Below are 22,590 nucleotides of genomic sequence, written 5' to 3'. Positions count from 1 at the left end.
GTTTCCCGTGACCCTGAGCCACCATGACTTTTAAAAAACTGACGGTTGTATTGCTGGCCTGCGTGACCTTGTCTGCCTGCGGCGGTGTCGATCCGAATTCCCCGCTGGGTCAGCGCAAGGCGATCTTCAAACAGATGCTCAAGACCGGCGAAGACCTGGGCGGCATGCTGCGTGGACGTATCCCGTTCGACGGGGCGAAGTTCGCCGAAGGTGCGGTCAAGCTCGATGCGCTGTCCCACGAACCGTGGAAGCATTTCCCGAGCGTGCGTGAAGAAGATCACACCAGCGCCAAGGACGACGTGTGGCAGAAACAGGCGCAATTCCAGGCGCTGGCCCGCGATCTTGAAGCGGCCACCGGTGAATTGGTGATCGCCAGCCAAGTCCAGCCCTACAAGGCCAGCAACCTGGGGCCTGCGGTGCAGAAAGTCGAAGATGCGTGCAGCGCCTGCCATAAGCAGTTCCGGGACCACTGACGGTTATTACTGGTCGAGTTCTTCCACGGCGTCCTGCAGTTCTTTGCGCGCCTCGGCGAGTTTGTCCTTACGTTTGTTGATCTTGTCCGCGTCGCCTTTTTTCATCGCTTTGTCGAGGTCGGCCTGACGGCGGCTGACTTCGTGCTTGGCATCGAGCACCCGGTTTTCCCGCTCCTTTTTCAAGGACGCATCGGTGCAATTGGCGGTGACTTCGCTCAGGGCTTTTTCCAGGCCGGCCTGTTGTTCGCTGTTGCCGTGGGCCTTGGCCTGTTCGATCTGGGTGCTGATGGCCTGGCGCTTGGCGGCGCAGCCGGTGAGTGGAGCGGCTTCTTCGGCCGCCAGCAGCGGCGTGGTCATGAAGCTTGCGACGGTTAACAGGGCAAAGGGGGCGAGAAATTTCATGTGGAACTCCAAGGTCGCAATCTGACGGCAGGATGAATTCTGCCGTTGTTCAAAGGTGGCCGGCTCGGGTTCAAAACCCGTCGATCCCGGCCACGCGTAGTGTTTCAGCCAACGCCTGTACCTGCGGGTCGCGAAAGAAAGCGCTCAGTTGCGCCGCGCGGCCCGGGCCGATGCCATCAATGGCCCGCCAGGCTTGAGTATCCCTGGCGACCAGCGCCTGCCAGCCGCCTTGCAGGTTAGTGCGCGCCGCAGGCGGTATGCCCAGGGCCTTGAGCCATTGTGCGAAAGGCCGTTGCCGTGCGCTGTGCAGGCTGTCGAGCAGCCGTGCGCGGCTGCGATCGCCGAAGCCGTCAATGTTAGCAAGCTCTGCTGCATCGAGGGTCAACCAATCGAGCAAGCCTGCGATTAGACCGGCCTGGATCAATACGTTCCAAGTCTCGCGACCGATGTGCGGCAAGGCCAGGCCCTGGTTGCCGCTGAGCCAGGTGAGGCGGGCCAGCAACTGTTCCTCGCAGCCGGGGTCCAGTTGCCAGCAGCTCAAAGCGTGGAAGTCCCGGGGATTGGGGACAGGCAGTTGCACCCGCGTGTCGTTGCGCAGGATCACGTCGTCCAGGCGCGGAATCACCTGGCCCGCCAGGCTGATGGACACCTGGTCGCCAGGGCGGATATCCAGTGCTTGCCAGCGTTTCAAGGAGCCGGCGCTGACGCGGCTGATCTGCCGGTCGTCGAGCTGCACCGGCTCCAGTTCCAGCAGGGGCGTGATGCGCCCGGTGCGACCGATGTTGAAGTGCACCTCGCGCACCCACGCCAGGGCCTGGGCGGCCGGGTACTTCCAGGCGACCGCCCAGTACGGCGAGCTGACCTGCCAGCGTTCGGCGGGCGCGCGCTGCGCCTGGTGCAGCACCACGCCGTCGGTGGCGAAGGGCAGCGGCTGGTTGTACCAATAAGTGCGCCAGTGCGCGGCCTCGGCAATGCCTTGAATGGGCTGGCTGTAGCGCTGGCTGTCGCTCAAGCCCCAGCGTGCCAGGCTGGCCAGGCGCTCGCTGAACGCCTGGGGCCCCTCGGGCCAGGCCCAGACGAACAGGCCGATGCCGGCGGCGTCGGTGTCGCTCAAGCGGTGACGGTTCATCAGCCCCGCCACCTTGCTGCGGGCATTGAGCCCGCCATCGGCCGATTGCACATGGCCGTCGAGGCGCCAATAGAGTTCGCCTTGCAGTATCAGGTCGATAGGCTCCGGCAGTTGCTGGACGATGGCGGGGATTTTACGCGCGCTGGCCGTCCAATCCTGGCCGAGCCTGCCGTCGCCACGGCTGATGACCTGGTGCAATGCGCCCTGGCGATACACCAGGGTCACCGCCACGCCGTCGACCTTGGGTTGGATCCAGACATTCTGACGCGTGCCCAGCCAGGCCGCGACCGCCTGTTCATCCAGGCGTTTTTCCAGGCCGGTATGGGCGATCGGGTGAGGCAGGTTGCCGCGTGCGCTGGCCAGCGGGTTGTCAGGTACGGTAGCGGGCTGGGAAAAACACTCACGCCAGCGCGCAAGACGTTGGCGGGCCTGGTCGTAGAGTTCATCGCTGACGAGGGACTGGCCCAGCCGGTGGTAGCTGTCATCCCACTGGGCGATTTGCTCGGCCAGCGGATTGAGCTGCGATCGGGCTGACTCGGGGCAGTCGTCGGCCCCTGCGAAACCCATTGAAACACTCAGTAGAAACGCGGCGAATAAACGCATCATGAGCTTCCTTGCTCGAAAAGGACGCCCAGCCTAAATGATCCACTCGGCCACAAAAAAGCCCCGACAGTGCGGGGCTTTTTACGGGGTGTTTCCAGGCCCGTGGGCGGATTGCCCAAGTGCCTGGATACCGTAGGCGATTACAGACCGGCGGCGGTACGCAGGTCGTTGGCGCGATCGGTTTTTTCCCAGGTGAAGGTGGTGAAGGTGTCGTCGCCGACGGTCTTCTGCGCAGGGGTACGCCCGAAGTGGCCGTAGGCTGCAGTTTCCTGGTACATCGGGTGCAGCAGGTCGAGCATGGTGGTGATCGCGTAAGGGCGCAGGTCGAAGATCTCGCGCACCAGTTTGACGATTTTTTCGTCGCTGATCTTGCCGGTGCCGAAGGTGTTCAGCGAGATCGACGTAGGCTGGGCCACACCGATGGCGTAGGACACTTGAATCTCGCAGCGCTCGGCCAGGCCTGCCGCGACGATGTTCTTGGCTACGTAACGACCGGCGTAGGCCGCCGAACGGTCGACCTTGGACGGATCTTTACCGGAGAACGCGCCGCCGCCGTGACGGGCCATGCCGCCGTAGCTGTCGACGATGATCTTGCGACCGGTCAGGCCGCAGTCGCCCACCGGGCCGCCGATGATGAACTGGCCGGTCGGGTTGATGTGGAACTGGGTGTCCTTGCTCAGCAGTTCGGCAGGCAGCACGTGCTTGACGATCAGCTCCATCACGCCTTCGCGCAGGTCGGCGTAGGACACGTCCGGGTTGTGCTGGGTCGACAGCACGACCGCATCAATGCCGACGACTTTGCCGCCTTCATAGCGGCAGGTTACCTGGGACTTGGCGTCCGGGCGCAGCCACGGCAGCAGCCCGGATTTACGCGCTTCGGCCTGGCGCTTCACCAGTTGGTGCGAGAAGGTGATCGGCGCCGGCATCAGCACGTCGGTTTCGTTGCTGGCGTAGCCGAACATCAGGCCCTGGTCGCCCGCGCCCTGGTCTTCCGGCTTGGCACGGTCGACGCCCTGGTTGATGTCAGGCGACTGCTTGCCAATGATGTTCATCACGCCGCAGGTCGCGCCGTCGAAGCCCACGTTGGAGCTGTTGTAGCCGATCTCGGTGATCACATCACGGACGATCTGCTCCAGGTCTACCCAGGCGGTGGTGGTCACTTCGCCCGCGATGATCGCTACACCGGTTTTCACCAGGGTCTCGCACGCCACTCGGGCGAACTTGTCTTTAGCAATGATGGCGTCCAGCACCGCATCAGAAATCTGGTCGGCGATTTTGTCCGGATGCCCTTCAGACACGGACTCGGAGGTGAAAAGGGAGTATTCGCTCATCTCGATGTTTTCCTGATATTTACCGATGGTGAGTGTCGCCAGCCGGCCGCTGAAAATGGCGGACCTGAATCTGGAAACCATTACGTAAACCTACATAGAGGCTTTCCCCGGGAACGAGTCCCGCAGCGGTGGCCCAACGGGCCAGATCGTCCTGTTCAAAACCCAACCAGAGATCACCGCAGGCCTCCCTGGCCCAATTCTGGTTGTGGCTGCATAAATCCGTAACCAGCAGGCTACCGCCGGGGTGCAGCAACCCGGCCATGTGCTTGAGTGCGTCGGCGGGTGCGGCGAAATGGTGCAAGACCATGTTCAGCACCACGCAGTCGGCTTTGAGGGTCGGGCTGTTCAGCGCGTCGGCCAATTGCAGGGTGACATTGCCCAATGCCTCGCGCTCGCAGAGCTGGCGCGCCAGGTCGAGCATCGCCGGGCTGTTGTCCAGTGCCGTGACCTGCTTGAACCGGCGCGCCAGGTCCGGCAGGAAACCGCCATCCCCAGGCCCGACTTCCATCGCCGTGGCCTTATCACTGAAGCTCAGCTTGTCGAGCAGCGCCAGTACGCTGTCGCGGTATTGGGGCAAGCCCGCGATCAAGTCCTGTTGGGCGCGAAACTTCTCGGCGATCCGTGCGAAAAAGTCCTGGCTGGCGGCGGCGCGTTGCCCATGGACCTGGCCGATGCGCGATTGCACATCGTGCGGCAGGTTCAGGCTGTCCACTTCGTCGAACAGCGCGGCGTGCAGCTTGCCGCCCAGCAGGTCGGTGTGGGGCAGGGCGCGGCGATAGAAAATCGCGTTGCCTTCGCGGCGGGTGGCCACCAGGTCGGCCTGGGACAGCACCTTCAAGTGGTGGCTCATGCCGGACTGGCCGATGGCGAAAATCTGCGCCAGTTCCAATACGCCGAAGGAATCGTTGGTCAGTGCGCGCAATACGTTCAGGCGCAACGGGTCGCCAGCGGCCTTGCATAAGGCAGCCAGGTCATCGCTATCGTCAGGACGCAGGGAGGGCACGGGTAGGTTCATAAGGCCAGCAGTCTAGAGACGGGTGGATATCCCCGCAAGGCCAATATCAAAAAGTTTTGATATTGATCGATAAGTGGCGGTTATAAGCCGTTGCTATAACTTGCAGGCGAACCCGTGAAAGGTTTCTGCGGATGAATGCCGCGCAAACCACAGGAAAAACATCTTCAAGTGACTATCTGTCATTGCCCGCAGGCGGTGGCTGAGGGAAAATGCCGGTCCTTTTTTCCGTTTCTTTTATTCAACCTCCAGGAGAACAGCGATGCCCAGCCGTCGTGAGCGTGCCAACGCCATTCGTGCCCTCAGCATGGATGCCGTGCAAAAAGCCAACAGCGGCCATCCCGGTGCCCCGATGGGCATGGCGGATATCGCCGAGGTACTCTGGCGTGACTACCTGAAACACAACCCGACCAACCCGTCTTTCGCCGACCGTGACCGCTTCGTGCTGTCCAACGGCCATGGCTCGATGCTGATCTACTCGCTGCTGCACCTGACCGGCTACGATCTCACCATCGACGATCTGAAAAGCTTCCGCCAACTGCACAGCCGCACCCCGGGCCACCCTGAATTCGGCTACACCCCAGGCGTCGAGACCACCACCGGTCCCCTGGGCCAAGGCCTGGCCAACGCCGTCGGTTTCGCGCTGGCGGAAAAAGTCCTGGGCGCGCAGTTCAACCGCCCTGGCCACGACATCGTCGACCACCACACCTACGTGTTCCTGGGTGATGGCTGCATGATGGAAGGCATTTCCCACGAAGTCGCTTCCCTGGCCGGCACCCTGGGCCTGGGCAAGCTGATCGCGTTCTACGATGACAACGGCATTTCCATCGACGGCGAAGTCGAAGGCTGGTTCACCGACGACACCCCCAAGCGTTTCGAAGCCTACAACTGGCAGGTGATCCGCAACGTCGACGGTCACGACCCGGAAGAAATCAAGACCGCTATCGACACCGCACGCAAGAGCGAGCGGCCAACCCTGATCTGCTGCAAGACCACCATCGGTTTCGGCTCGCCGAACAAGCAGGGTAAAGAAGACTGCCACGGCGCCCCACTGGGTGACGCGGAAATCGCCCTGACCCGTGAAGCGCTGAAGTGGAACTACGGCCCGTTCGAAATCCCGGCCGACATCTACGCCGAATGGGATGCCAAGGAACAAGGCCTGGCCACCGAAGCCGAGTGGGACCAGCGTTTCGCCGCCTACTCCGCCGAATTCCCTGAGCTTGCCAATGAGCTGGTACGCCGCCTGGCCGGTGACCTGCCTGCCGATTTCGCGGAAAAAGCCTCGGCCTACATCGCCGAAGTCGCGGCCAAGGGCGAAACCATCGCCAGCCGTAAAGCCAGCCAGAACACCCTCAACGCCTTCGGTCCGCTGCTGCCTGAGTTCCTCGGCGGTTCGGCCGACCTGGCCGGTTCCAACCTGACCCTGTGGAAAGGCTGCAAAGGTGTCTCCGCCGAAGACGCCAGCGGCAACTACATGTACTACGGCGTGCGCGAATTCGGCATGAGCGCCATCATGAACGGCGTGTCCCTGCACGGCGGCCTGGTGCCTTACGGCGCGACCTTCCTGATGTTCATGGAATACGCCCGCAACGCAGTGCGCATGGCCGCGCTGATGAAGAAGCGCGTGATCCACGTGTACACCCACGATTCCATCGGCCTGGGCGAAGACGGCCCGACTCACCAGCCGGTCGAGCAACTGACCAGCCTGCGCACCACGCCGAACCTGGATTGCTGGCGCCCAGCCGACGCGGTCGAATCCGCCGTGGCCTGGAAGCACGCCATTGAACGCAAGGACGGCCCTTCGGCGCTGATCTTCTCGCGTCAGAACCTGCAACATCAGGTGCGCACCGACGCGCAGATCGCTGATATCAGCCGTGGTGGCTACGTGCTCAAGGACTGCATCGGCGAGCCGGAGCTGATCCTGATCTCCACCGGTTCCGAAGTGGGCCTGACCGTTCAGGCCTACGACAAGCTGACCGCACAAGGCCGTAACGTACGCGTGGTCTCCATGCCATGCACCAGCGTGTTCGAAGCCCAGGACGCCGACTACAAGCAATCGGTGTTGCCGTTGCAGGTCAGCGCACGTATCGCCATCGAAGCGGCGCACGCCGACTACTGGTACAAGTATGTGGGCCTGGAAGGTCGCGTGATCGGCATGACCACCTACGGTGAGTCGGCGCCTGCGCCTGCCTTGTTCGAAGAGTTCGGTTTCACCCTGGAAAACATCCTGGGTCAGGCTGAAGAGCTGCTGGAAGACTAAGGCTGTAGATTGAGGTGGCGGTGCCGGCCTCTTCGCGAGCAAGCCCGCTCCCACACTTGGATCGGGTTCACATAGTTTGAGTTGTGAACCCATTCCAAGTGTGGGAGCGGGCTTGCTCGCGATAGCGCTCGCCCCGCCACCCTATTACCCAAGGTAATCGAGAACCCCATGCCCCAACCGCGTCCCTACAAAGTTGCACTCAACGGCTACGGCCGCATTGGTCGTTGCGTCTTGCGTGCTCTGTTCGAGCGGGGGGCGGCGGCCGGGTTTGAAATTGTTGCGATCAACGATCTGGCCGACATGGCCAGCATCGAATACCTGACACGCTTTGACTCCACCCACGGCCGGTTCCCCGGCGAAGTGCGGGTGGAAGGCGATTGTCTGCATATCAAGGGCAACTGCGTGAAAGTGCTGCGCAGTGCCACCCCCGAGGGCATCGACTGGGCGGCGTTGGACGTCGACCTGGTGTTGGAATGCTCCGGTGCCTATAACACCCGTGCCGATGGCCAGCGTTTCCTCGACGCCGGCGCGCCGCGTGTGCTGTTTTCCCAGCCGATGGCCAGCGAGGCGGATGTCGACGCCACCATCGTCTACGGCATCAACCAGGATTGCCTGACCGGCGATGAGCGGCTGGTGTCCAACGCCTCCTGCACCACCAACTGCAGCGTGCCGCTGTTGCGCCTGCTGGATCAGGCGATCGGCCTGGATTACGTGTCGATCACCACGATTCACTCGGCGATGAACGACCAACCGGTGATCGACGCCTATCATCATGAAGACCTGCGTCGCACGCGCTCGGCGTTTCAGTCAGTGATTCCGGTGTCCACCGGGCTGGCCCGTGGCATCGAGCGACTGTTGCCGGAACTTGCCGGGCGAATTCAGGCCAAAGCCGTGCGGGTGCCGACGGTGAACGTGTCGTGCCTGGATATCACCATGCAAACCGTCAGCGACACCGACGCGGTGGAGGTCAACCGGATTCTGCGCGACGCCGCCACCAGCGGCCCGCTCAAAGGCCTGCTGGCCTACACCGAGTTGCCCCACGCCAGTTGCGATTTCAACCATGACCCGCATTCGGCGATCGTCGATGCCAGCCAGACCCGCGTTTCCGGCCCCCGGCTGGTGAACATCCTGGCCTGGTTCGACAACGAATGGGGGTTTGCCAACCGAATGCTGGACGTCGCAGAGCACTATCTGCAAACAGCCTCTCCACAACTTTAGCCTCAGGAATTGCCACCCATGACCGTGTTGAAGATGACCGACCTCGATCTGCAAGGTAAACGCGTACTGATTCGTGAAGACCTCAACGTCCCGATCAAGGACGGTGTTGTCACCAGCGATGCGCGAATCCTGGCCTCGCTGCCGACCATCAAGCTGGCCCTGGAAAAAGGCGCGGCCGTGATGGTCTGCTCCCACCTGGGTCGTCCGACCGAAGGTGAGTTCTCCGCGGAAAACAGCCTCAAGCCTGTGGCCGACTACTTGAGCAAGGCTCTGGGTCGCGACGTGCCGCTGGTGGCTGACTACTTGGGTGGCGTCGACGTCAAGCCTGGCGACATCGTGCTGTTCGAAAACGTGCGCTTCAACAAAGGCGAGAAAAAGAACAGTGACGAACTGGCCCAGCAATACGCCGCCCTGTGCGACGTGTTCGTGATGGATGCCTTCGGCACCGCCCACCGCGCCGAGGGTTCCACCCACGGCGTGGCCAAGTTCGCCAAGGTTGCGGCCGCCGGCCCATTGCTGGCTGCCGAGCTGGACGCACTGGGCAAGGCCCTGAAGGCGCCGGCCCAACCGATGGCAGCCATCGTCGCCGGCTCCAAAGTCTCCACCAAGCTGGACGTGCTCAACAGCCTGAGCCAGATCTGCAACCAACTGATTGTTGGCGGCGGCATTGCCAACACCTTCCTGGCCGCCGCCGGCCACCCGGTGGGCAAGTCCCTGTACGAGCCGGACCTGCTCGACACCGCCCGCGCCATCGCCGCCAAGGTCAGCGTGCCGCTGCCAGTGGACGTGGTCGTCGCCAAGGAATTCGCTGAAAGCGCCGAAGCCACCGTCAAACTGGTTGCCGACGTGGCCGCCGACGACATGATCCTGGACATTGGCCCGCAAACTGCAGCCAACTTCGCCGAACTGCTGAAAGCCTCGCGGACCATCCTGTGGAACGGTCCGGTCGGTGTGTTCGAGTTCGACCAATTCGGCAACGGCACCAAAGTGCTGGCCAAGGCGATTGCCGAAAGCTCGGCATTCTCCATCGCCGGCGGAGGCGACACCCTGGCGGCCATCGACAAATATGGCGTGGCTGACCAGATCTCCTACATTTCTACCGGTGGCGGCGCCTTCCTCGAATTCGTCGAGGGCAAAGTCCTGCCCGCCGTCGAAGTGCTGGAAACCCGAGCCAAAGGCTAAGGCTTGTGACCCGGAAAAGGAGTTTTCCCATGACCAAGTCGTTGGCACTCATGATCGCAGCGGGCCTGTTGGCCGGCTGCGGTAGCACGCCAAGCGCCAAGCCTGCGCCTGGCGCGGCGGTGGCAGCACAGAAAAAAGGCTGCTACCAGGCTGACTGGCAAGCCGAGACCATGCCGGTGATCAACAAGCGCATGGGCAACGAACGGCTGGAGAAATACGACTCTGCGCCCAACGGTCAGGAACAGGGTTGCCCTTGACGGGTCTGATCAACTAACCGACAGCATCGGCAGGCCCTTGGCCCCGGTGCGAGGATTGGCAATGAAAGGCGTTTTCGCCCTGGCAGCATTGGCGTTACTGGCCGGTTGCAGCAGCATGAACATGTTCAACAAGGCAGAGCCTGCGGACAAATGGACCACTTGGACCTGCGACAGCAAGGCCGAGGTCAATTGGCGCTTTGCCAACCAGGCCCATAGCGAGGTGGATGTGCGCCTCGGTGGTTCGGACCAGGTTTACCGCCTGAAGCAGGACGTTGCCGCCTCGGGCGTGCTGTACAGCAACGACCAACTGGCGTTTCACACAAAAGGTGAGGAAGGCCTGGTTTACTGGGTGGCCACCGACGATCTGATCGGCCGTGGCTGCAAAGCCAAGTAGTAAAAGAAGAGATCCCAATGTGGGAGGGGGCTTGCTCCCGATAGTGGTAGGTCAGTCGCCGACTGTGTTTGCTGATACACCGCTATCGGGAGCAAGCCCCCTCCCACATTGATCCGGTTCTGAATCGGAAACTTGAATAGCAGCCGCCGCTACGGCAGGCTTGCACGATTAACGACCCTCGTCCGGGAGAGACAACACAATGGCACTTATCAGCATGCGTCAAATGCTGGACCACGCAGCCGAGTTCGGCTACGGCGTCCCAGCCTTTAACGTCAACAACCTTGAGCAGATGCGCGCCATCATGGAAGCCGCTGACAAGACCGACTCCCCAGTGATCGTCCAGGCTTCGGCCGGTGCGCGTAAATACGCCGGCGCCCCGTTCCTGCGTCACCTGATCCTCGCCGCGATCGAAGAATTCCCACATATCCCGGTGTGCATGCACCAGGACCACGGCACCAGCCCTGACGTGTGCCAGCGTTCCATCCAACTGGGCTTCAGCTCGGTGATGATGGACGGCTCCCTCGGCGAAGACGGCAAGACCCCGACCGATTACGAGTACAACGTCCGTGTGACCCAACAAACCGTGGCCATGGCGCACGCCTGCGGCGTTTCGGTTGAAGGCGAGCTGGGCTGCCTGGGTTCCCTGGAAACCGGCATGGCCGGCGAAGAAGACGGCATCGGCGCCGAAGGCGTGCTGGATCACAGCCAGATGCTGACCGACCCGGAAGAAGCTGCCGACTTCGTCAAGAAGACCCAAGTGGACGCCCTGGCCATCGCCATCGGCACCAGCCACGGCGCCTACAAGTTCACCAAGCCGCCTACCGGCGACGTGCTGGCCATCGACCGCATCAAGGAAATCCACAAACGCATCCCCAACACCCACCTGGTGATGCACGGTTCTTCCTCGGTGCCGCAAGAATGGCTGGCGATCATCAACCAGTACGGCGGCGACATCAAAGAAACCTACGGCGTACCGGTTGAAGAAATCGTCGAAGGCATCAAGTACGGCGTGCGCAAGGTCAACATCGACACCGACCTGCGCCTGGCGTCCACTGGCGCAATGCGTCGCCTGATGGCCACCAACCCGAGCGAGTTCGACCCGCGTAAATTCTTCGGCGCCACTGTGACTGCGATGCGTGATGTGTGTATCGCACGCTACGAGGCTTTCGGCACCGCCGGTAATGCTTCGAAGATCAAGCCGATCTCGTTGGAAGCGATGTACCAGCGCTATTTGAAAGGTGAGTTGAACGCTAAGGTGAACTGAGCCTTGGTCGTTTAAAAAGAAGCCCGCAGCGATGCGGGCTTTTTTTCGGCTCGAATGTGGTCAGGCAGCGTCAGCGACAAACACCGCACGCTGTTTTCAATAGTCCAGAGGACCTGAGGGGGAGTATTCGTCAATGAGCGTGATGTCGCTGATCACGGCATACTCCAGCGTCTTATAACTGCCGGAACGGCGGTAATAGGTGAGTTTTTTTCGTTGGGCGTCATTTTCGTAGACTTCGCCTTCGTCGGTCTCTTCGTCGCTTCCATACAGCTTTCCGGTCACTTTGATTTTTTGCCCTTTCCTGAGGCTGTTCAACGTTGTTTCAGTTGCCGTGGTCATGAGGCCAACCTCCTGCGGGGGTGATTGGATGAGGGGGTGGCATCAATCTAACGAGGCAGGGCGGGTTCAGTAACTGTCAACGTTGACAGTTACTTAGATCGGATCGGCATGCAGGTGATTGCCAAAAGCGTGGATCAACCGGTGCGTTCAGTCGTGATCGATATCCAACTTCGCAAACGTCACCTTCGCGCCTTCCTTGCTGTTGCCACTGTTGTCCTGCACATACGCCCCCGCCTTGAAGTACAACGGCTTGCTGCCCCACGCCGCGCCGATGCGCTCGTTCCACTCACCGTCGGCGGCGTATACGCTCAGCAGCCCGGCTTTGTTGAGGTTGATGACGTAGGTGAAGCTTTTCTCCAGCGGCACGTTGGAGGCGACGGTGATGACCCGCCCTTCGCTGTCATCCGGGCGCATGCGCACTTTGGCGACGAGGTTGCCGGTCTGGGTTTTTTCCTTGAATTGGTACTCCAGTTTGATCAGCGGTTTCTGGCTGTCATAGGCGTGGATCTGGCCGATGACGATCTTGCCGGTGGAGGGCACCTGGTTGACGGTGAGGGTGGCGCGCAGGAAGTTGTCGGCGTCGGTGTAGGCCCAGTTGCGCAGGCGCCCATCGGCGTAGGTTTCGCGCAGTTCGCTGCGCGGGTACACGGCGTTTTCGGTGCGGGTGCCGGTGACCGGTGTCCAGAATTGCACGTTGCTGCCTTCTGCCTGGAAGTATTGGTCTTTGAAGCCGCTCAGCAGTTTCGGGGTGTCGATGGTCGCGGGCGGGGAGCCGACCGGAATGCTCAGGTTCCAGGTGGAAAGATCAATCATGGTGTAGGCCTTTTTACAGAGTTGTGTAGGCTATGGTCCTTTGGACCAGACAGGTTCTTTATAGGCGGTCGTCACTCGCTTGTTAATGAAGGCCTGGCAAATTATTGGCGCCAAAGGAATGCCAAAAAGCCATGATTCCCGTGAATCGTGGGCTGTAGACGCTGACCGTTAGTCGGCTTCCTATCCTTTGGCGCGATGATGGCACTTAGGTCACTTCTGATTTACGGTATCCAAGGCTAGAGTGACCCCTCAGTGTCTATCCGGGTTTTATCTTAGAAGTGACCGGGGCAGCTCCTTAAGGATGAGACGTAGCATGGAATGCGCTCCACACCACGGCGATGGCGGTTCGGTTCTTCTGGTCGTCGATGACTACCCGGAAAACCTGGTCAGCATGCGTGCGCTTTTGCAACGCGATGACTGGCAGGTGGTCACCGCCGGCTCCGGTCTGGAAGCCCTCGAGTTGTTGCTGGTGCATGAAGTCGACCTGGTCCTGCTCGATGTGAAGATGCCCGGCATGGATGGTTTTGAAGTGGCTCGCCTGATGCGCGGCAGCCAGCGCACAAGCATGACGCCGATTATTTTTCTCAGTGCCAACGCCCAATCGCCGGCCGCCGTGCTGGAAGGTTATGCCAGCGGCGCTATCGATTACCTGTTCAAACCCTTCGACCCGCATATCCTCAAGCCCAAGGTCCAGGCGTTGCTGGAGCAGCAGCGCAACCGCCGGGCCTTGCAGCGCCTGAGTCATGACCTCGAATCGGCCCGCGCCTTCAATGCCTCGGTGCTGGATAACGCCGCCGAAGGCATTCTGGTGGTGAGTGAGGCGGGCGTGATCGAGTACGCCAACCCGGCGATTTCACGCCTGCTCAATGCCAAGATCGACGAGTTGCAGGGCCAGGAATTCCTGGGGTTCCTGCAAAAACCCCATGTGCCGGCCTGGCCGGACTCGCAAATGTACGAAGGCTACCGCCAGGGCGATACCTGGCGCCTGCACGATGCGATCCTGCGTACCGGCCGTGGCCAGCAGGTGCCGGTGGCGATGTCCTGCGCGCCATTGCCCGCCGAGCAGAAGGCCATGGTGGTGACGGTGCTGGACATGTCCGAGGTGCGCCACCTGCATCAGCAATTGGAGTTCCAGGCGGTCACCGACCCGCTGACCGGGCTGTTGAACCGGCGCGGTTTCCATCAGGCAGTCGAGAGCACCCTGCTGCGCAACGAGCGGGCGGATCAGTCCCTGGTGTTGCTCTACCTGGACCTCGACGGCTTCAAGCGCGTCAACGATTCCCTCGGGCATGACGCCGGTGATCGGGTGCTGCGTTGGGTCTCGGAGCAATTGCAGAGTTGCCTGCGCTCCTATGACATTCTCGGGCGCATGGGGGGCGATGAATTCACCGCGTTGCTGGAGCTGGAGTTCCCGGAGCAGGCGGCAAAGATCTCGGAAGAGCTGATTGAACGGGTGTCTATTTGCCAGCAGGTTGACGGTTTGGATGTGATGCTCGGCGTCAGCATCGGCATCGCCACGTTTCCCGATTGCGGCTCGGACCTCAATGGCCTGCTACGCGCCGCTGACATTGCGATGTACGAAGCCAAGCGCGCTGGCCGTCAGCAATATCGCTATTACGATCAGGAAATGAACGGTCGCGCCCGCTCGCGCCTGATGCTGGAAGACAGCGTACGCACGGCCATCGACAACAAGGACTTCACCCTGGTGTACCAGCCGCAGGTGTCGTTGGTGGACGGGCGCTTGCGTGGCGTCGAAGCGCTGTTGCGCTGGCAGCACCCGAGCGTCGGCGATGTACCGCCGGGGCTGTTTTTGCCGTTGCTGGAAGAGGCGCGGCTGATCAGTCAACTGAGCGCCTGGATTTACCAGCAGGTCGCCGCCCAGCGTCAGGCCTGGCAAACCACCTTCGATGATGAGCTGGTGCTGAGCGTGAGCCTGAGCAGCAGCCAGTTCAATATGCCCAACCTGGCCAACCAGATGCAGCAGGTCATCGAGCGATATGGCTTGCAGGCGCGGCAGTTGGAGGTGGCGATCAGCGAAGACTGCCTGATGAACAACCTGGAAGAAGCCACCAAGCAACTCAAACTGCTGCGCCGCATCGGGGTGCGTATCGCGCTGGATGATTTCGGCTGTGGGCAGTGTTCCCTGGCGCATCTGCGCGACCTGGCTTTCGACACCCTCAAGCTCGACCCGCAACTGGTCGCATGCCTGCCGGGCTCGGTGCGCGACGCGGCGATGGCGCGCAGCATTATCGAACTGTGCGGGCATTTCGAGGTGCTGGTGGTGGCCGAAGGCGTGGAAACCCCCGAACAGGCTCAATGGCTCAAGGCCAATGGCTGCGCGTTTATCCAGGGCCCCTGGGCGGCGCAGCCGTTGATGGCCGAGGACGTGGTGCACTGGTCGCGCGCCCGCGTCCGTTGAATTCGCTACACTGGCGCCCATCCAGACCCTGTTGCAGACCCCATGACCGCGCTGAAATACCTCCAGGCTTACCCCGCTGCCCTTCAGGAACAAGTGCGCCAACTGATCGCCAAGGACCAGTTGGGCGCCTACCTGGAGCAGCGTTACCCCGAACGTCATGCCGTGCAGAGCGACAAGGCGTTGTACGCCTATGCCCTGGCCTTGAAACAGGAACACCTGCGTAATGCGCCGGCCATCGACAAGGTGCTGTTCGACAACCGCCTGGACCTGACCCACCGCGCCCTGGGCCTGCACACCACGATTTCGAGGATTCAGGGCGGCAACCTCAAAGCCAAGAAAGAGATTCGTATCGCCGCTCTGTTCAAAGAGGCGGCGCCGGAATTTCTGCGCATGATCGTGGTGCACGAGTTGGCGCACTTCAAGGAGTCGGACCACAACAAGGCGTTCTATAAACTCTGCGAATACATGATGCCCGGCTACCATCAGGTGGAATTCGACCTGCGGGTGTACCTCACGTATCGCGACCTGCAGGGCAAACCCTGACCGCACAAGGCGACCGACCATGGATGTGAGCAAGACCAAGAGCAGCTTCTACCGCCGCCTGTACGTGGCCTACCTGATCGACAGCGGGCAGGCCAGCAGCGTCCCGGCGCTGACCGACGCCACGGGCATGCCGCGGCGCACCGCACAGGACACGATTGCGGCATTGGCCGACTTGGATATCGTCTGTGAGTTCGAGCAGGAAGACGGCGCGCGCAACCATGCCGGGCGCTATCGGATTCGCGAGTGGGGCGCGATTGACCGGCGTTGGATCGAGGCGAATCTCAGCCAGATCAAGCGGGTTCTGGATTACCCCTGAGTTCAGCGGTGGCTGGGCCGCCGCTATCGGGAGCAAGCCCCCTCCCACATGCGACCGTGTTCCAATGGATGTACGCGGTTATAGGTGGGAGGGGGCTTGCTCCCGATGGCATCCTCAGGCGCGCCGCATCCCTATATGGGGGATGTCATCCTCCAGGTATTCCTCACCCGCCACCCGGAAACCATACCGCGCGTAATACCCCTGCAAATGCGCCTGGGCGGACAGGAAGATCGGCGTGTCCGGCCAGATATCGTCAATTTGCTTGAGTGCCTCGATCATCAGTTGATGCCCCAGCCCGGTGCCCCTTGCCACCGGCGCGACGATCACCCGGCCGACCACCACATCGCCGCCCTGGGTGTCCGGGTCCAGCAGGCGCAGGTAGGCCATCAGCTCATCGTCCTTCCAGGCCATCAAGTGATGGGTGTCGCCGAGCAGATCCTGCCCATCTATATCTTGATAGATGCATTTTTGCTCAACGACGAAGACCTCGTTGCGCAGGCGCAAAATGGCGTAGAGCTGCTCTTTGCCGAGGTCGTTGTGGTGTTTGCAGACCCAATCGACTGTCATGGTGTGTTCTCGCATAGATGCCTGTTCCTGATAGTAGGCGTGGCGGGCAATGCTGTCTAAATCAGCCATTGTTGCCAATGAAATCAATTAGCCATTATTGAGTGCGTTCACGCCCCGTTTCTTTGTGTAATCTGAGCTACTGTTAGAAGTTCAGGCGCCGCCTGAGCCAAGGCCACCGCCTGCTTGCCAAGGATTTTGAGCATGCCGCGATTCTCTCGTGCCGTTGCTTTATTTGGAGTGTTGTTGCTGGCGATGCCAGCGCTCGCCCAGCGTCTGCGCCTGGTAGCGGATGCCTGGCCACCGTTTACCGACGCCACCTTGATCAATGGCGGTTTGGCCACGGACATCGTCAGCACGGCCCTGGCCCGGGCGGGTTATGCCAGTGAATTCGAGCAGGTGCCCTGGGCCCGTGCGCTGATGGGCGTGGGTGACGGGCGCTATGACGTGGTGGTCAACGCCTGGTACGACGAGGCGCGTACGCACCTGGGGCAGTTTTCCGGTGAATACCTGCTCAACCGCGTACGCCTGATCAAGCGCCGCGACGACCCCATCGACTTTCAGAACCTTGAGCAACTGCACGATTACCCCATCGCTGTGGTGCGCGGTTATGCCTATTCGGCGGCGTTCGACGGAGATACGCAGTTGCAGAAAGTCCCGGTGCACAACTTCGTCATGGCCGTGCGCATGCTGGCGGCGCAACGGGTGCGACTGACCGTGGAGGATGAGTATGTGGCGCGCTATTACCTGTCACGCGAATCGCTGCGGGTGCGCAATGCGGTGGAGTTTTTACCCAAGGCATTGAGCGAAAACAGCCTGCATATCCTGGTCAGCCTGAAAAACCCCGAGCATGCGCAGATTGTCGCCGGGTTTGATCGGGAGATTGCCAAGATGAAGGTCGATGGCAGTTATGAGCGCTTGATGCGGTTGCATGGGATGTGAGACCTGCTGTGGCTTGCGACAGCAAGCCTCAGGTAGCGTCGGTATCTTTGATCAAATGCGCCGCCAACGTCCGCAACGGCCCCAACTGTCGACCAATCAACGCCAGTTGCGTCTGCACCAGGCGCTGCCCTTCATCGATCTCATCCGGCATTTGCTCCAGGTCGGCCGCCAGGGCTTCCTCGGCATCGCTCTGGATCGCGATCGGTTGCTTGTTCGCTAACCCCATGGCGATTTCGTCGATGCTCGCCGCGAGGCTATTGCCGGCGCCGTCGATCAGGTGTTCGCGCACCTCGGCCGGCAGTTGGGTGCCGCGGTGTGCGCCCAGGCCTGACAAGTAGCTGAGCAGCGTGTGGGACAGCACCAGAAAGCGGAAACCCACGTCGGCTTCCTTACGGAAGTGCCCCGGCTCCATCAGCATGTTCGCCAGGGTGGTGGACAGCGCCGCGTCGGCGTTGTGCGCGTTGCGCCGGGCCAGGCGGTAGGCCAGGTCGTCGCGCTTGCCGGCGGCATATTGCTGCATGATCTGGCGCAGGTAGATGCTGTTGCAGGTCAGGGTGTTGGCCAGCACTTTGTTCAGGCGCCGGCCTTGCCAGTCCGGCAGGAACAGGAACACCGTCAGGCCCGCGATCAGGCTGCCGATCAGCGTGTCGAACAGGCGCGGCAGGAACAGCCCGTAGCCATCGCCCACCTGGTTGAAGCAGAACAGCACCATCAGGGTGATCGCCGCCGTGGCCAGGGTGTAGCGCGTGGTGCGGTTGATAAAGAACACCAGGCCGGCGGCGATGGCGAACATCGATTGCACCAGAGGGCTGGGGAACAGGTCGAACAGCGCCCAGGCCACGGTCAGGCCGATGGCGGTGCCGATGATCCGCTGGCCGAGCTTGCGCCGCGTGGCGCCGTAGTTGGGCTGGCAGACGAACAGGGTGGTGAGGATGATCCAGTAACCCTGGGAGGCGTGGATGGCATGCAGGGTGCCGTAGCCGATGGTCAGCGCCAGGGCCAGGCGCAAGGCGTGGCGGAACAGCAGCGAAGTCGGCGTGAGTTGGGTGCGCAGGCGCATCCACATTTCCTTGAGATTGCGCGGGGCGCGGTCCAGCAGGTTGCTGTCGGTGGCGTCGGCCAGGGCATCGGGGTTGCTCGCGTCGCCCAGCAGGCGGTCGAGGGTCGACAGGTTGGCCGCCAGGGCGCGCAACGAGCGCAGCAGGCCGCGCCAGGCCGGGTTGCTCTGGATGCGCAGGTGTTCCATGGACGCGTTCAGGTCGCCCAAGGCTTCGGCGAAGCTGGCGTCGTAGACGAACGGCTGGCGCAACTGGATCGACTCGGCCAGGTCCTGGCAGGCCTTGCCTTGCTGGCGCAGCAGGCGCTGGCAGCGGAACAGCACGTCGCTGTGGAAGAAGGCTTCGGCCAGGGCGTTGTAGGGATAGTGGGAGGAACTGGCGCGTTCGTGGATGTCCTGGGCCAGAAAGTACAGCTTCAGGTAGCGGCTGACCTTCGAGCCGGGGCGACCATTGCCGACGCGGTGCAGGATGATTTCCTTCGCCGCATTCAGCGCCGCCACCACCCGGCCGTTTTGCTGGGCCAGTTCCAGGCGACGGCCTTCCACGTCCAACTGGCGGATCGGTTCGAACAGCGATGACTTGAGCTTGAGGTAACGCCCCAGTTCGCGAAACAACCGCGCCAGGCTTTGCTGCACCGGCTGGTTGGAAAACAACACCTGCCACAGCACCGAGAGCGCGCCGTACCAGGCGGCACCGGCCACCAGCAGCAACGGCTCGTGCCAGAAGTCGGTGACGGCGCCACCGCGCTGGTCCACGCCGATCATGGTGTAGACCGACAGGATCAGCGTCGCCGAGGCAATCGCACCATAGCGTTCGCCCAACGCACCGAGCATGGTCAGGCAGAAACTGGCCAGGGCCAGGGCAATCGCGAAGAGCCAGGGGTAAGGGAACAGCAGTTCCACCGACAGCGCGGCGATGCTGAAGCACACCAGCGTCACTGCCAGGGCATTGAGGCGGCCTTGCCAACTGTCATCGGTCTCGGCCAGGGCGCTGGCGATAATCCCCAGGAACAGCGGGATCAGCAGCGTCATTTCATCCTGATACCAGCACAGCGCCATGCTGCCGGTGAGGGCGATGAAGACCCGAACGCTGTAACTGAATTTATCCAGCGCCCACAGGCGCCGCATGGACTGGTTGAACGAGGTCGATGACATGAAGGCAGGAGTCTTCCGGGACGATGCGGCTAAATTGAGCTATCAAGGACGCCACGGCAAGCGTGGCGATCACATCGGTGCGCGAAATTTATTCCCGCTACATCCTTCAGACATATTGCGCTGCGGCGTAGCCCGACGCCCAGGCCCACTGGAAGTTGAACCCGCCCAGGTGGCCGGTCACGTCCAGCACTTCGCCGATAAAGTACAAGCCCGGGCTTTTCAGCGATTCCATGGTCTTGGACGACACTTCCCGCGTGTCCACCCCGCCCAGCGTCACTTCGGCGGTGCGATAGCCTTCGGTGCCCGCCGGCACCAGGTGCCAGCTCGCCAGTTTTTGCGCGATGTCGGCCAGTTCGGCGTGGGTGTATTGCTTCATCGGCTTGGACACGAACCAGGTTTCGGCCAGCAGGTTGGCCATCTTCTTGGTGAAGATTTCACCCAGCAGGGTTTTCAGTTCGCTGTTGGGCCGCTCGGCCTGTTGCTGTTGCAGCCAGGTGTGGGCGTCGTGGTCGGGCAGCAGGTTGATCTCCACCGTGTCGCCGGGTTCCCAGTAGGAGGAAATCTGCAGAATCGCCGGCCCGCTCAGGCCGCGATGGGTAAACAGCATGTTCTCGCGAAAGCTCTGGCCGTTGCAGCTGACCAGGCAATCCACGGAAGTACCGGACAACTCGCCGCACAGTTCCTTGAGCTGGTCGGTGATGGTGAACGGCACCAGCCCGGCGCGGGTCGGCAGCAGTTCGTGGCCGAATTGCCTGGCCACCTGATAACCGAAGCCGGTGGCGCCCAGGGTCGGGATCGACAGGCCGCCGGTGGCGATCACCAGGGATTCGCAGCGCAACTCGCCCAGGGTGGTCTGCAACTGGTAGCCGCTGTCGAGCCTGGCGATGGTTTCGATCGAGGTGTCCAGGTGCAGGCTCACGCCGGTCTGGATGCACTCGTCGAGCAGCATGCCGAGGATGTCGCTGGATTTGTTATCGCAGAACAACTGGCCGAGTTTCTTTTCGTGGTACGGCACGCCGTGCTTGGCCACCAGCGCGATGAAATCCCACTGGGTATAGCGGGCCAGGGCGGACTTGCAGAAGTGCGCGTTGTGCGAGAGGAAATTCGCCGGTTCGGTGTACATATTGGTGAAATTGCAGCGGCCACCGCCGGACATGAGGATCTTCTTGCCGGCTTTGTTCGCGTGGTCGATCAGCATCACCTTGCGCCCCCGCCCGGCGGCGGTCAGCGCGCACATCAGGCCTGCGGCGCCGGCGCCAATGATCACAACTTCGGTCGAGCGCAAAACGGTGTCCTCATACAAATTCTGATTGGGAATACAGGCAAATGTGGGAGGGGGCTTGCTCCCGATTGCGGTCAGTCAGTCGATAAATGTCTGACTGATACATCGCTATCGGGAGCAAGCCCCCTCCCACATTGACCGCATTCCACATGGGATCTCCATATCGGTCGGAGATCGTTACAGGATGCGCACGCGCAGCGAGCGGCCTTTGATCTTGCCGTCGTTCAGGCGCTGCAACGCTTGCTTGGCGACGCTGCGGTCCACGGCGACGAAGGCCTGGAAGTCGAAGATCGCGATCTTGCCGACCTGGGCGCCTGGAATGCCGGCTTCACCGGTCAGCGCGCCGAGGATGTCGCCCGGGCGCACTTTGTCTTTACGTCCGGCGGCGATGCACAGGGTGCTCATCTGCGGCAGCAGCGGGCCGCCGCTCTGTGGCTTGAGGTTGTCCAGTTGGTCCCAGTTCAGCGGCGACTTCTGCAGTTGCTCGATGGCCTGGGCGCGGTGCGCTTCGGACGGCGCCACCAGGCTGATGGCGATGCCGGTCTCGCCAGCGCGACCGGTACGGCCGACGCGGTGGATGTGGATTTCCGAGTCGCGGGCCAGTTCGACGTTGATCACCATGTCCAGTGCGTCGATGTCCAGGCCACGGGCGGCGACGTCAGTGGCCACCAGCACCGAGGTGCTGCGGTTGGCGAACATGGCCAGCACCTGGTCGCGGTCGCGCTGTTCCAGGTCGCCATGCAGGCCGACGGCGGAAATGCCCTTGGCAGTCAGGTGATCCACGGTTTCCTGCACTTGCTGCTTGGTGAAGCAGAACGCCACGCACGAGGCCGGGCGGAAGTGCGCGAGCACCTTGGTCACCGCGTCCATGCGTTCTTCCGGGGAGATCTCGTAGAAACGCTGCTCGATCTGGTCGTCGGAGTGGAACGCTTCGGCCTTCACTTGCTGCGGCGCGCGCATGAACTTGGACGCAAGCTGCTTGATGCTCACCGGGTAGGTGGCCGAGAACAGCAGGGTCTGGCGGCGGGCCGGGGTCTTGCTGATGATGTCTTCGATGGCGTCGTAGAAGCCCATGTCGAGCATGCGGTCGGCTTCGTCGAGGATCAGCGTGTTCAAGCCGTCCAGCACCAGCGAACCTTTGCGCAGGTGTTGCTGGATACGGCCCGGGGTGCCGACGATGACGTGGGCGCCGTGTTCCAGGGAAGCGATCTGCGGCCCGAGGGACACGCCGCCGCACAGGGTCAGCACCTTGATGTTGTCTTCGGCACGGGCCAGGCGGCGGATTTCCTTGGCGACCTGGTCGGCCAGCTCACGGGTCGGGCACATCACCAGGGCCTGGCAGCCGAAGTAGCGCGGGTTGATCGGGTTCAACAGGCCGATGCCGAACGCGGCAGTCTTGCCGCTGCCGGTCTTGGCCTGGGCAATCAGGTCCAGCCCTTTGAGGATCACCGGCAAGCTTTGCGCCTGGATCTGCGTCATCTCGACATAACCCAGCGAGTCGAGGTTAGCCAGCATGGCGGCGGAGAGCGGCAAAGTATTAAAAGCGGTGGCGATGGTAGTCACGGGACTGGCTCTGCAAAACAAAATGTCGCGCAGTGTACCAGCCCCGTGGGACTTTCCTTGCAAGTTCTCGAC

21 protein-coding genes are annotated in these 22,590 nt (G+C 61.9%); 11 read left to right on the top strand and 10 right to left on the bottom strand.

Annotated features, from left to right (window positions below; all coding sequences use genetic code 11):
• Positions 1-23: 23 nt before the first annotated feature.
• On the top strand, positions 24-473 hold the full coding sequence (locus ACLH0J_RS07155) for a c-type cytochrome (protein ID WP_411391417.1): 450 nt from the start codon (positions 24-26) through the stop codon (positions 471-473).
• 6 nt (positions 474-479) lie between these two features.
• Here the strand turns inward: ACLH0J_RS07155 and ACLH0J_RS07150 are convergent, their stop codons facing one another.
• The 4 genes from ACLH0J_RS07150 to ACLH0J_RS07135 form a co-directional block, all read right to left on the bottom strand.
• Positions 480-875 (bottom strand): DUF1090 domain-containing protein, encoded by a 396-nt coding sequence (locus ACLH0J_RS07150; protein ID WP_411391416.1) that lies wholly within the window; start codon positions 873-875, stop codon positions 480-482.
• A 70-nt stretch (positions 876-945) separates the two neighbouring features.
• Entirely contained in the window at positions 946-2,610 is a 1,665-nt protein-coding gene (ligB, locus tag ACLH0J_RS07145; protein WP_411391415.1) for an NAD-dependent DNA ligase LigB, read from the bottom strand.
• Between the two features lie 137 nt (positions 2,611-2,747).
• Complete coding sequence (gene metK / locus ACLH0J_RS07140; protein ID WP_411391414.1) at positions 2,748-3,938, bottom strand: methionine adenosyltransferase; 1,191 nt, start codon at positions 3,936-3,938, stop codon at positions 2,748-2,750.
• Between the two features lie 19 nt (positions 3,939-3,957).
• The gene (locus ACLH0J_RS07135) at positions 3,958-4,953 is read right to left on the bottom strand and encodes an ArsR/SmtB family transcription factor (RefSeq protein ID WP_411391413.1); all 996 of its coding nucleotides are present in this window, start codon (positions 4,951-4,953) and stop codon (positions 3,958-3,960) included.
• 259 nt (positions 4,954-5,212) lie between these two features.
• Here ACLH0J_RS07135 and tkt point away from each other — a divergent pair, with 259 nt between their 5' ends.
• The 6 genes from tkt (at position 5,213) to fba (ending at position 11,525) form a co-directional block, all read left to right on the top strand.
• Positions 5,213-7,210 carry a transketolase gene (gene tkt, locus ACLH0J_RS07130; protein ID WP_411391412.1) on the top strand — a complete coding sequence of 666 codons (1,998 nt, stop codon included), beginning with the start codon at positions 5,213-5,215 and terminating at the stop codon, positions 7,208-7,210.
• 168 nt (positions 7,211-7,378) lie between these two features.
• Positions 7,379-8,428 carry an erythrose-4-phosphate dehydrogenase gene (gene epd / locus ACLH0J_RS07125; RefSeq protein ID WP_411391411.1) on the top strand — a complete coding sequence of 350 codons (1,050 nt, stop codon included), beginning with the start codon at positions 7,379-7,381 and terminating at the stop codon, positions 8,426-8,428.
• 18 nt (positions 8,429-8,446) lie between these two features.
• Positions 8,447-9,610: a phosphoglycerate kinase gene (locus tag ACLH0J_RS07120; protein ID WP_411391410.1), complete on the top strand. Its 1,164-nt coding sequence runs from the start codon at positions 8,447-8,449 to the stop codon at positions 9,608-9,610.
• Positions 9,611-9,639: 29 nt separating this feature from the next.
• Complete coding sequence (locus ACLH0J_RS07115; RefSeq protein WP_411391409.1) at positions 9,640-9,867, top strand: hypothetical protein; 228 nt, start codon at positions 9,640-9,642, stop codon at positions 9,865-9,867.
• 61 nt (positions 9,868-9,928) lie between these two features.
• Positions 9,929-10,261 (top strand): MliC family protein, encoded by a 333-nt coding sequence (locus tag ACLH0J_RS07110; protein ID WP_411391408.1) that lies wholly within the window; start codon positions 9,929-9,931, stop codon positions 10,259-10,261.
• A gap of 199 nt (positions 10,262-10,460) precedes the next feature.
• Positions 10,461-11,525, top strand: coding sequence for a class II fructose-bisphosphate aldolase (gene fba, locus ACLH0J_RS07105; protein ID WP_003177554.1), 1,065 nt, complete (start codon positions 10,461-10,463; stop codon positions 11,523-11,525).
• A gap of 96 nt (positions 11,526-11,621) precedes the next feature.
• Here fba and ACLH0J_RS07100 read toward each other — a convergent pair whose 3' ends face one another.
• A complete protein-coding gene (locus tag ACLH0J_RS07100) occupies positions 11,622-11,864 on the bottom strand; it encodes a hypothetical protein (protein WP_411391407.1) in 243 nt (80 codons plus the stop codon).
• 147 nt (positions 11,865-12,011) lie between these two features.
• On the bottom strand, positions 12,012-12,677 hold the full coding sequence (locus ACLH0J_RS07095) for a polysaccharide lyase family 7 protein (protein ID WP_411391406.1): 666 nt from the start codon (positions 12,675-12,677) through the stop codon (positions 12,012-12,014).
• Between the two features lie 313 nt (positions 12,678-12,990).
• Between ACLH0J_RS07095 and ACLH0J_RS07090 the strand changes: the two genes are divergently transcribed.
• The 3 genes from ACLH0J_RS07090 to ACLH0J_RS07080 are packed head-to-tail and all read left to right on the top strand — an operon-like array spanning position 12,991 to position 15,955.
• Complete coding sequence (locus ACLH0J_RS07090; RefSeq protein ID WP_411391405.1) at positions 12,991-15,096, top strand: putative bifunctional diguanylate cyclase/phosphodiesterase; 2,106 nt, start codon at positions 12,991-12,993, stop codon at positions 15,094-15,096.
• A gap of 42 nt (positions 15,097-15,138) precedes the next feature.
• Entirely contained in the window at positions 15,139-15,639 is a 501-nt protein-coding gene (locus tag ACLH0J_RS07085; protein WP_010565934.1) for a M48 family metallopeptidase, read from the top strand.
• A 19-nt stretch (positions 15,640-15,658) separates the two neighbouring features.
• Complete coding sequence (locus ACLH0J_RS07080) at positions 15,659-15,955, top strand: helix-turn-helix domain-containing protein (RefSeq protein WP_078834348.1); 297 nt, start codon at positions 15,659-15,661, stop codon at positions 15,953-15,955.
• A gap of 114 nt (positions 15,956-16,069) precedes the next feature.
• Here the strand turns inward: ACLH0J_RS07080 and ACLH0J_RS07075 are convergent, their stop codons facing one another.
• Positions 16,070-16,522 carry a GNAT family N-acetyltransferase gene (locus tag ACLH0J_RS07075; protein WP_411392779.1) on the bottom strand — a complete coding sequence of 151 codons (453 nt, stop codon included), beginning with the start codon at positions 16,520-16,522 and terminating at the stop codon, positions 16,070-16,072.
• 201 nt (positions 16,523-16,723) lie between these two features.
• Here ACLH0J_RS07075 and ACLH0J_RS07070 point away from each other — a divergent pair, with 201 nt between their 5' ends.
• Positions 16,724-17,461: a substrate-binding periplasmic protein gene (locus ACLH0J_RS07070; protein WP_411391404.1), complete on the top strand. Its 738-nt coding sequence runs from the start codon at positions 16,724-16,726 to the stop codon at positions 17,459-17,461.
• A 28-nt stretch (positions 17,462-17,489) separates the two neighbouring features.
• On the opposite strand, the gene yccS is transcribed toward ACLH0J_RS07070, so the two are convergent.
• The 3 genes from yccS to dbpA all read right to left on the bottom strand — a co-directional run bounded on the left by yccS (position 17,490) and on the right by dbpA (position 22,470).
• Positions 17,490-19,673 carry a YccS family putative transporter gene (gene yccS / locus ACLH0J_RS07065; protein ID WP_411391403.1) on the bottom strand — a complete coding sequence of 728 codons (2,184 nt, stop codon included), beginning with the start codon at positions 19,671-19,673 and terminating at the stop codon, positions 17,490-17,492.
• A 106-nt stretch (positions 19,674-19,779) separates the two neighbouring features.
• On the bottom strand, positions 19,780-20,958 hold the full coding sequence (locus ACLH0J_RS07060) for an NAD(P)/FAD-dependent oxidoreductase (protein WP_411391402.1): 1,179 nt from the start codon (positions 20,956-20,958) through the stop codon (positions 19,780-19,782).
• A gap of 174 nt (positions 20,959-21,132) precedes the next feature.
• On the bottom strand, positions 21,133-22,470 hold the full coding sequence (dbpA, locus tag ACLH0J_RS07055) for an ATP-dependent RNA helicase DbpA (RefSeq protein WP_231998194.1): 1,338 nt from the start codon (positions 22,468-22,470) through the stop codon (positions 21,133-21,135).
• Positions 22,471-22,590: the final 120 nt, after the last annotated feature.

Source organism: Pseudomonas sp. MPB23 (genome assembly GCF_046605395.1).
Classification (GTDB): Bacteria; Pseudomonadota; Gammaproteobacteria; order Pseudomonadales; family Pseudomonadaceae; genus Aquipseudomonas.
The sequence above is the reverse complement of the archived record's forward strand: the minus strand, read 5'-3'. Positions and strand labels throughout refer to the sequence as shown.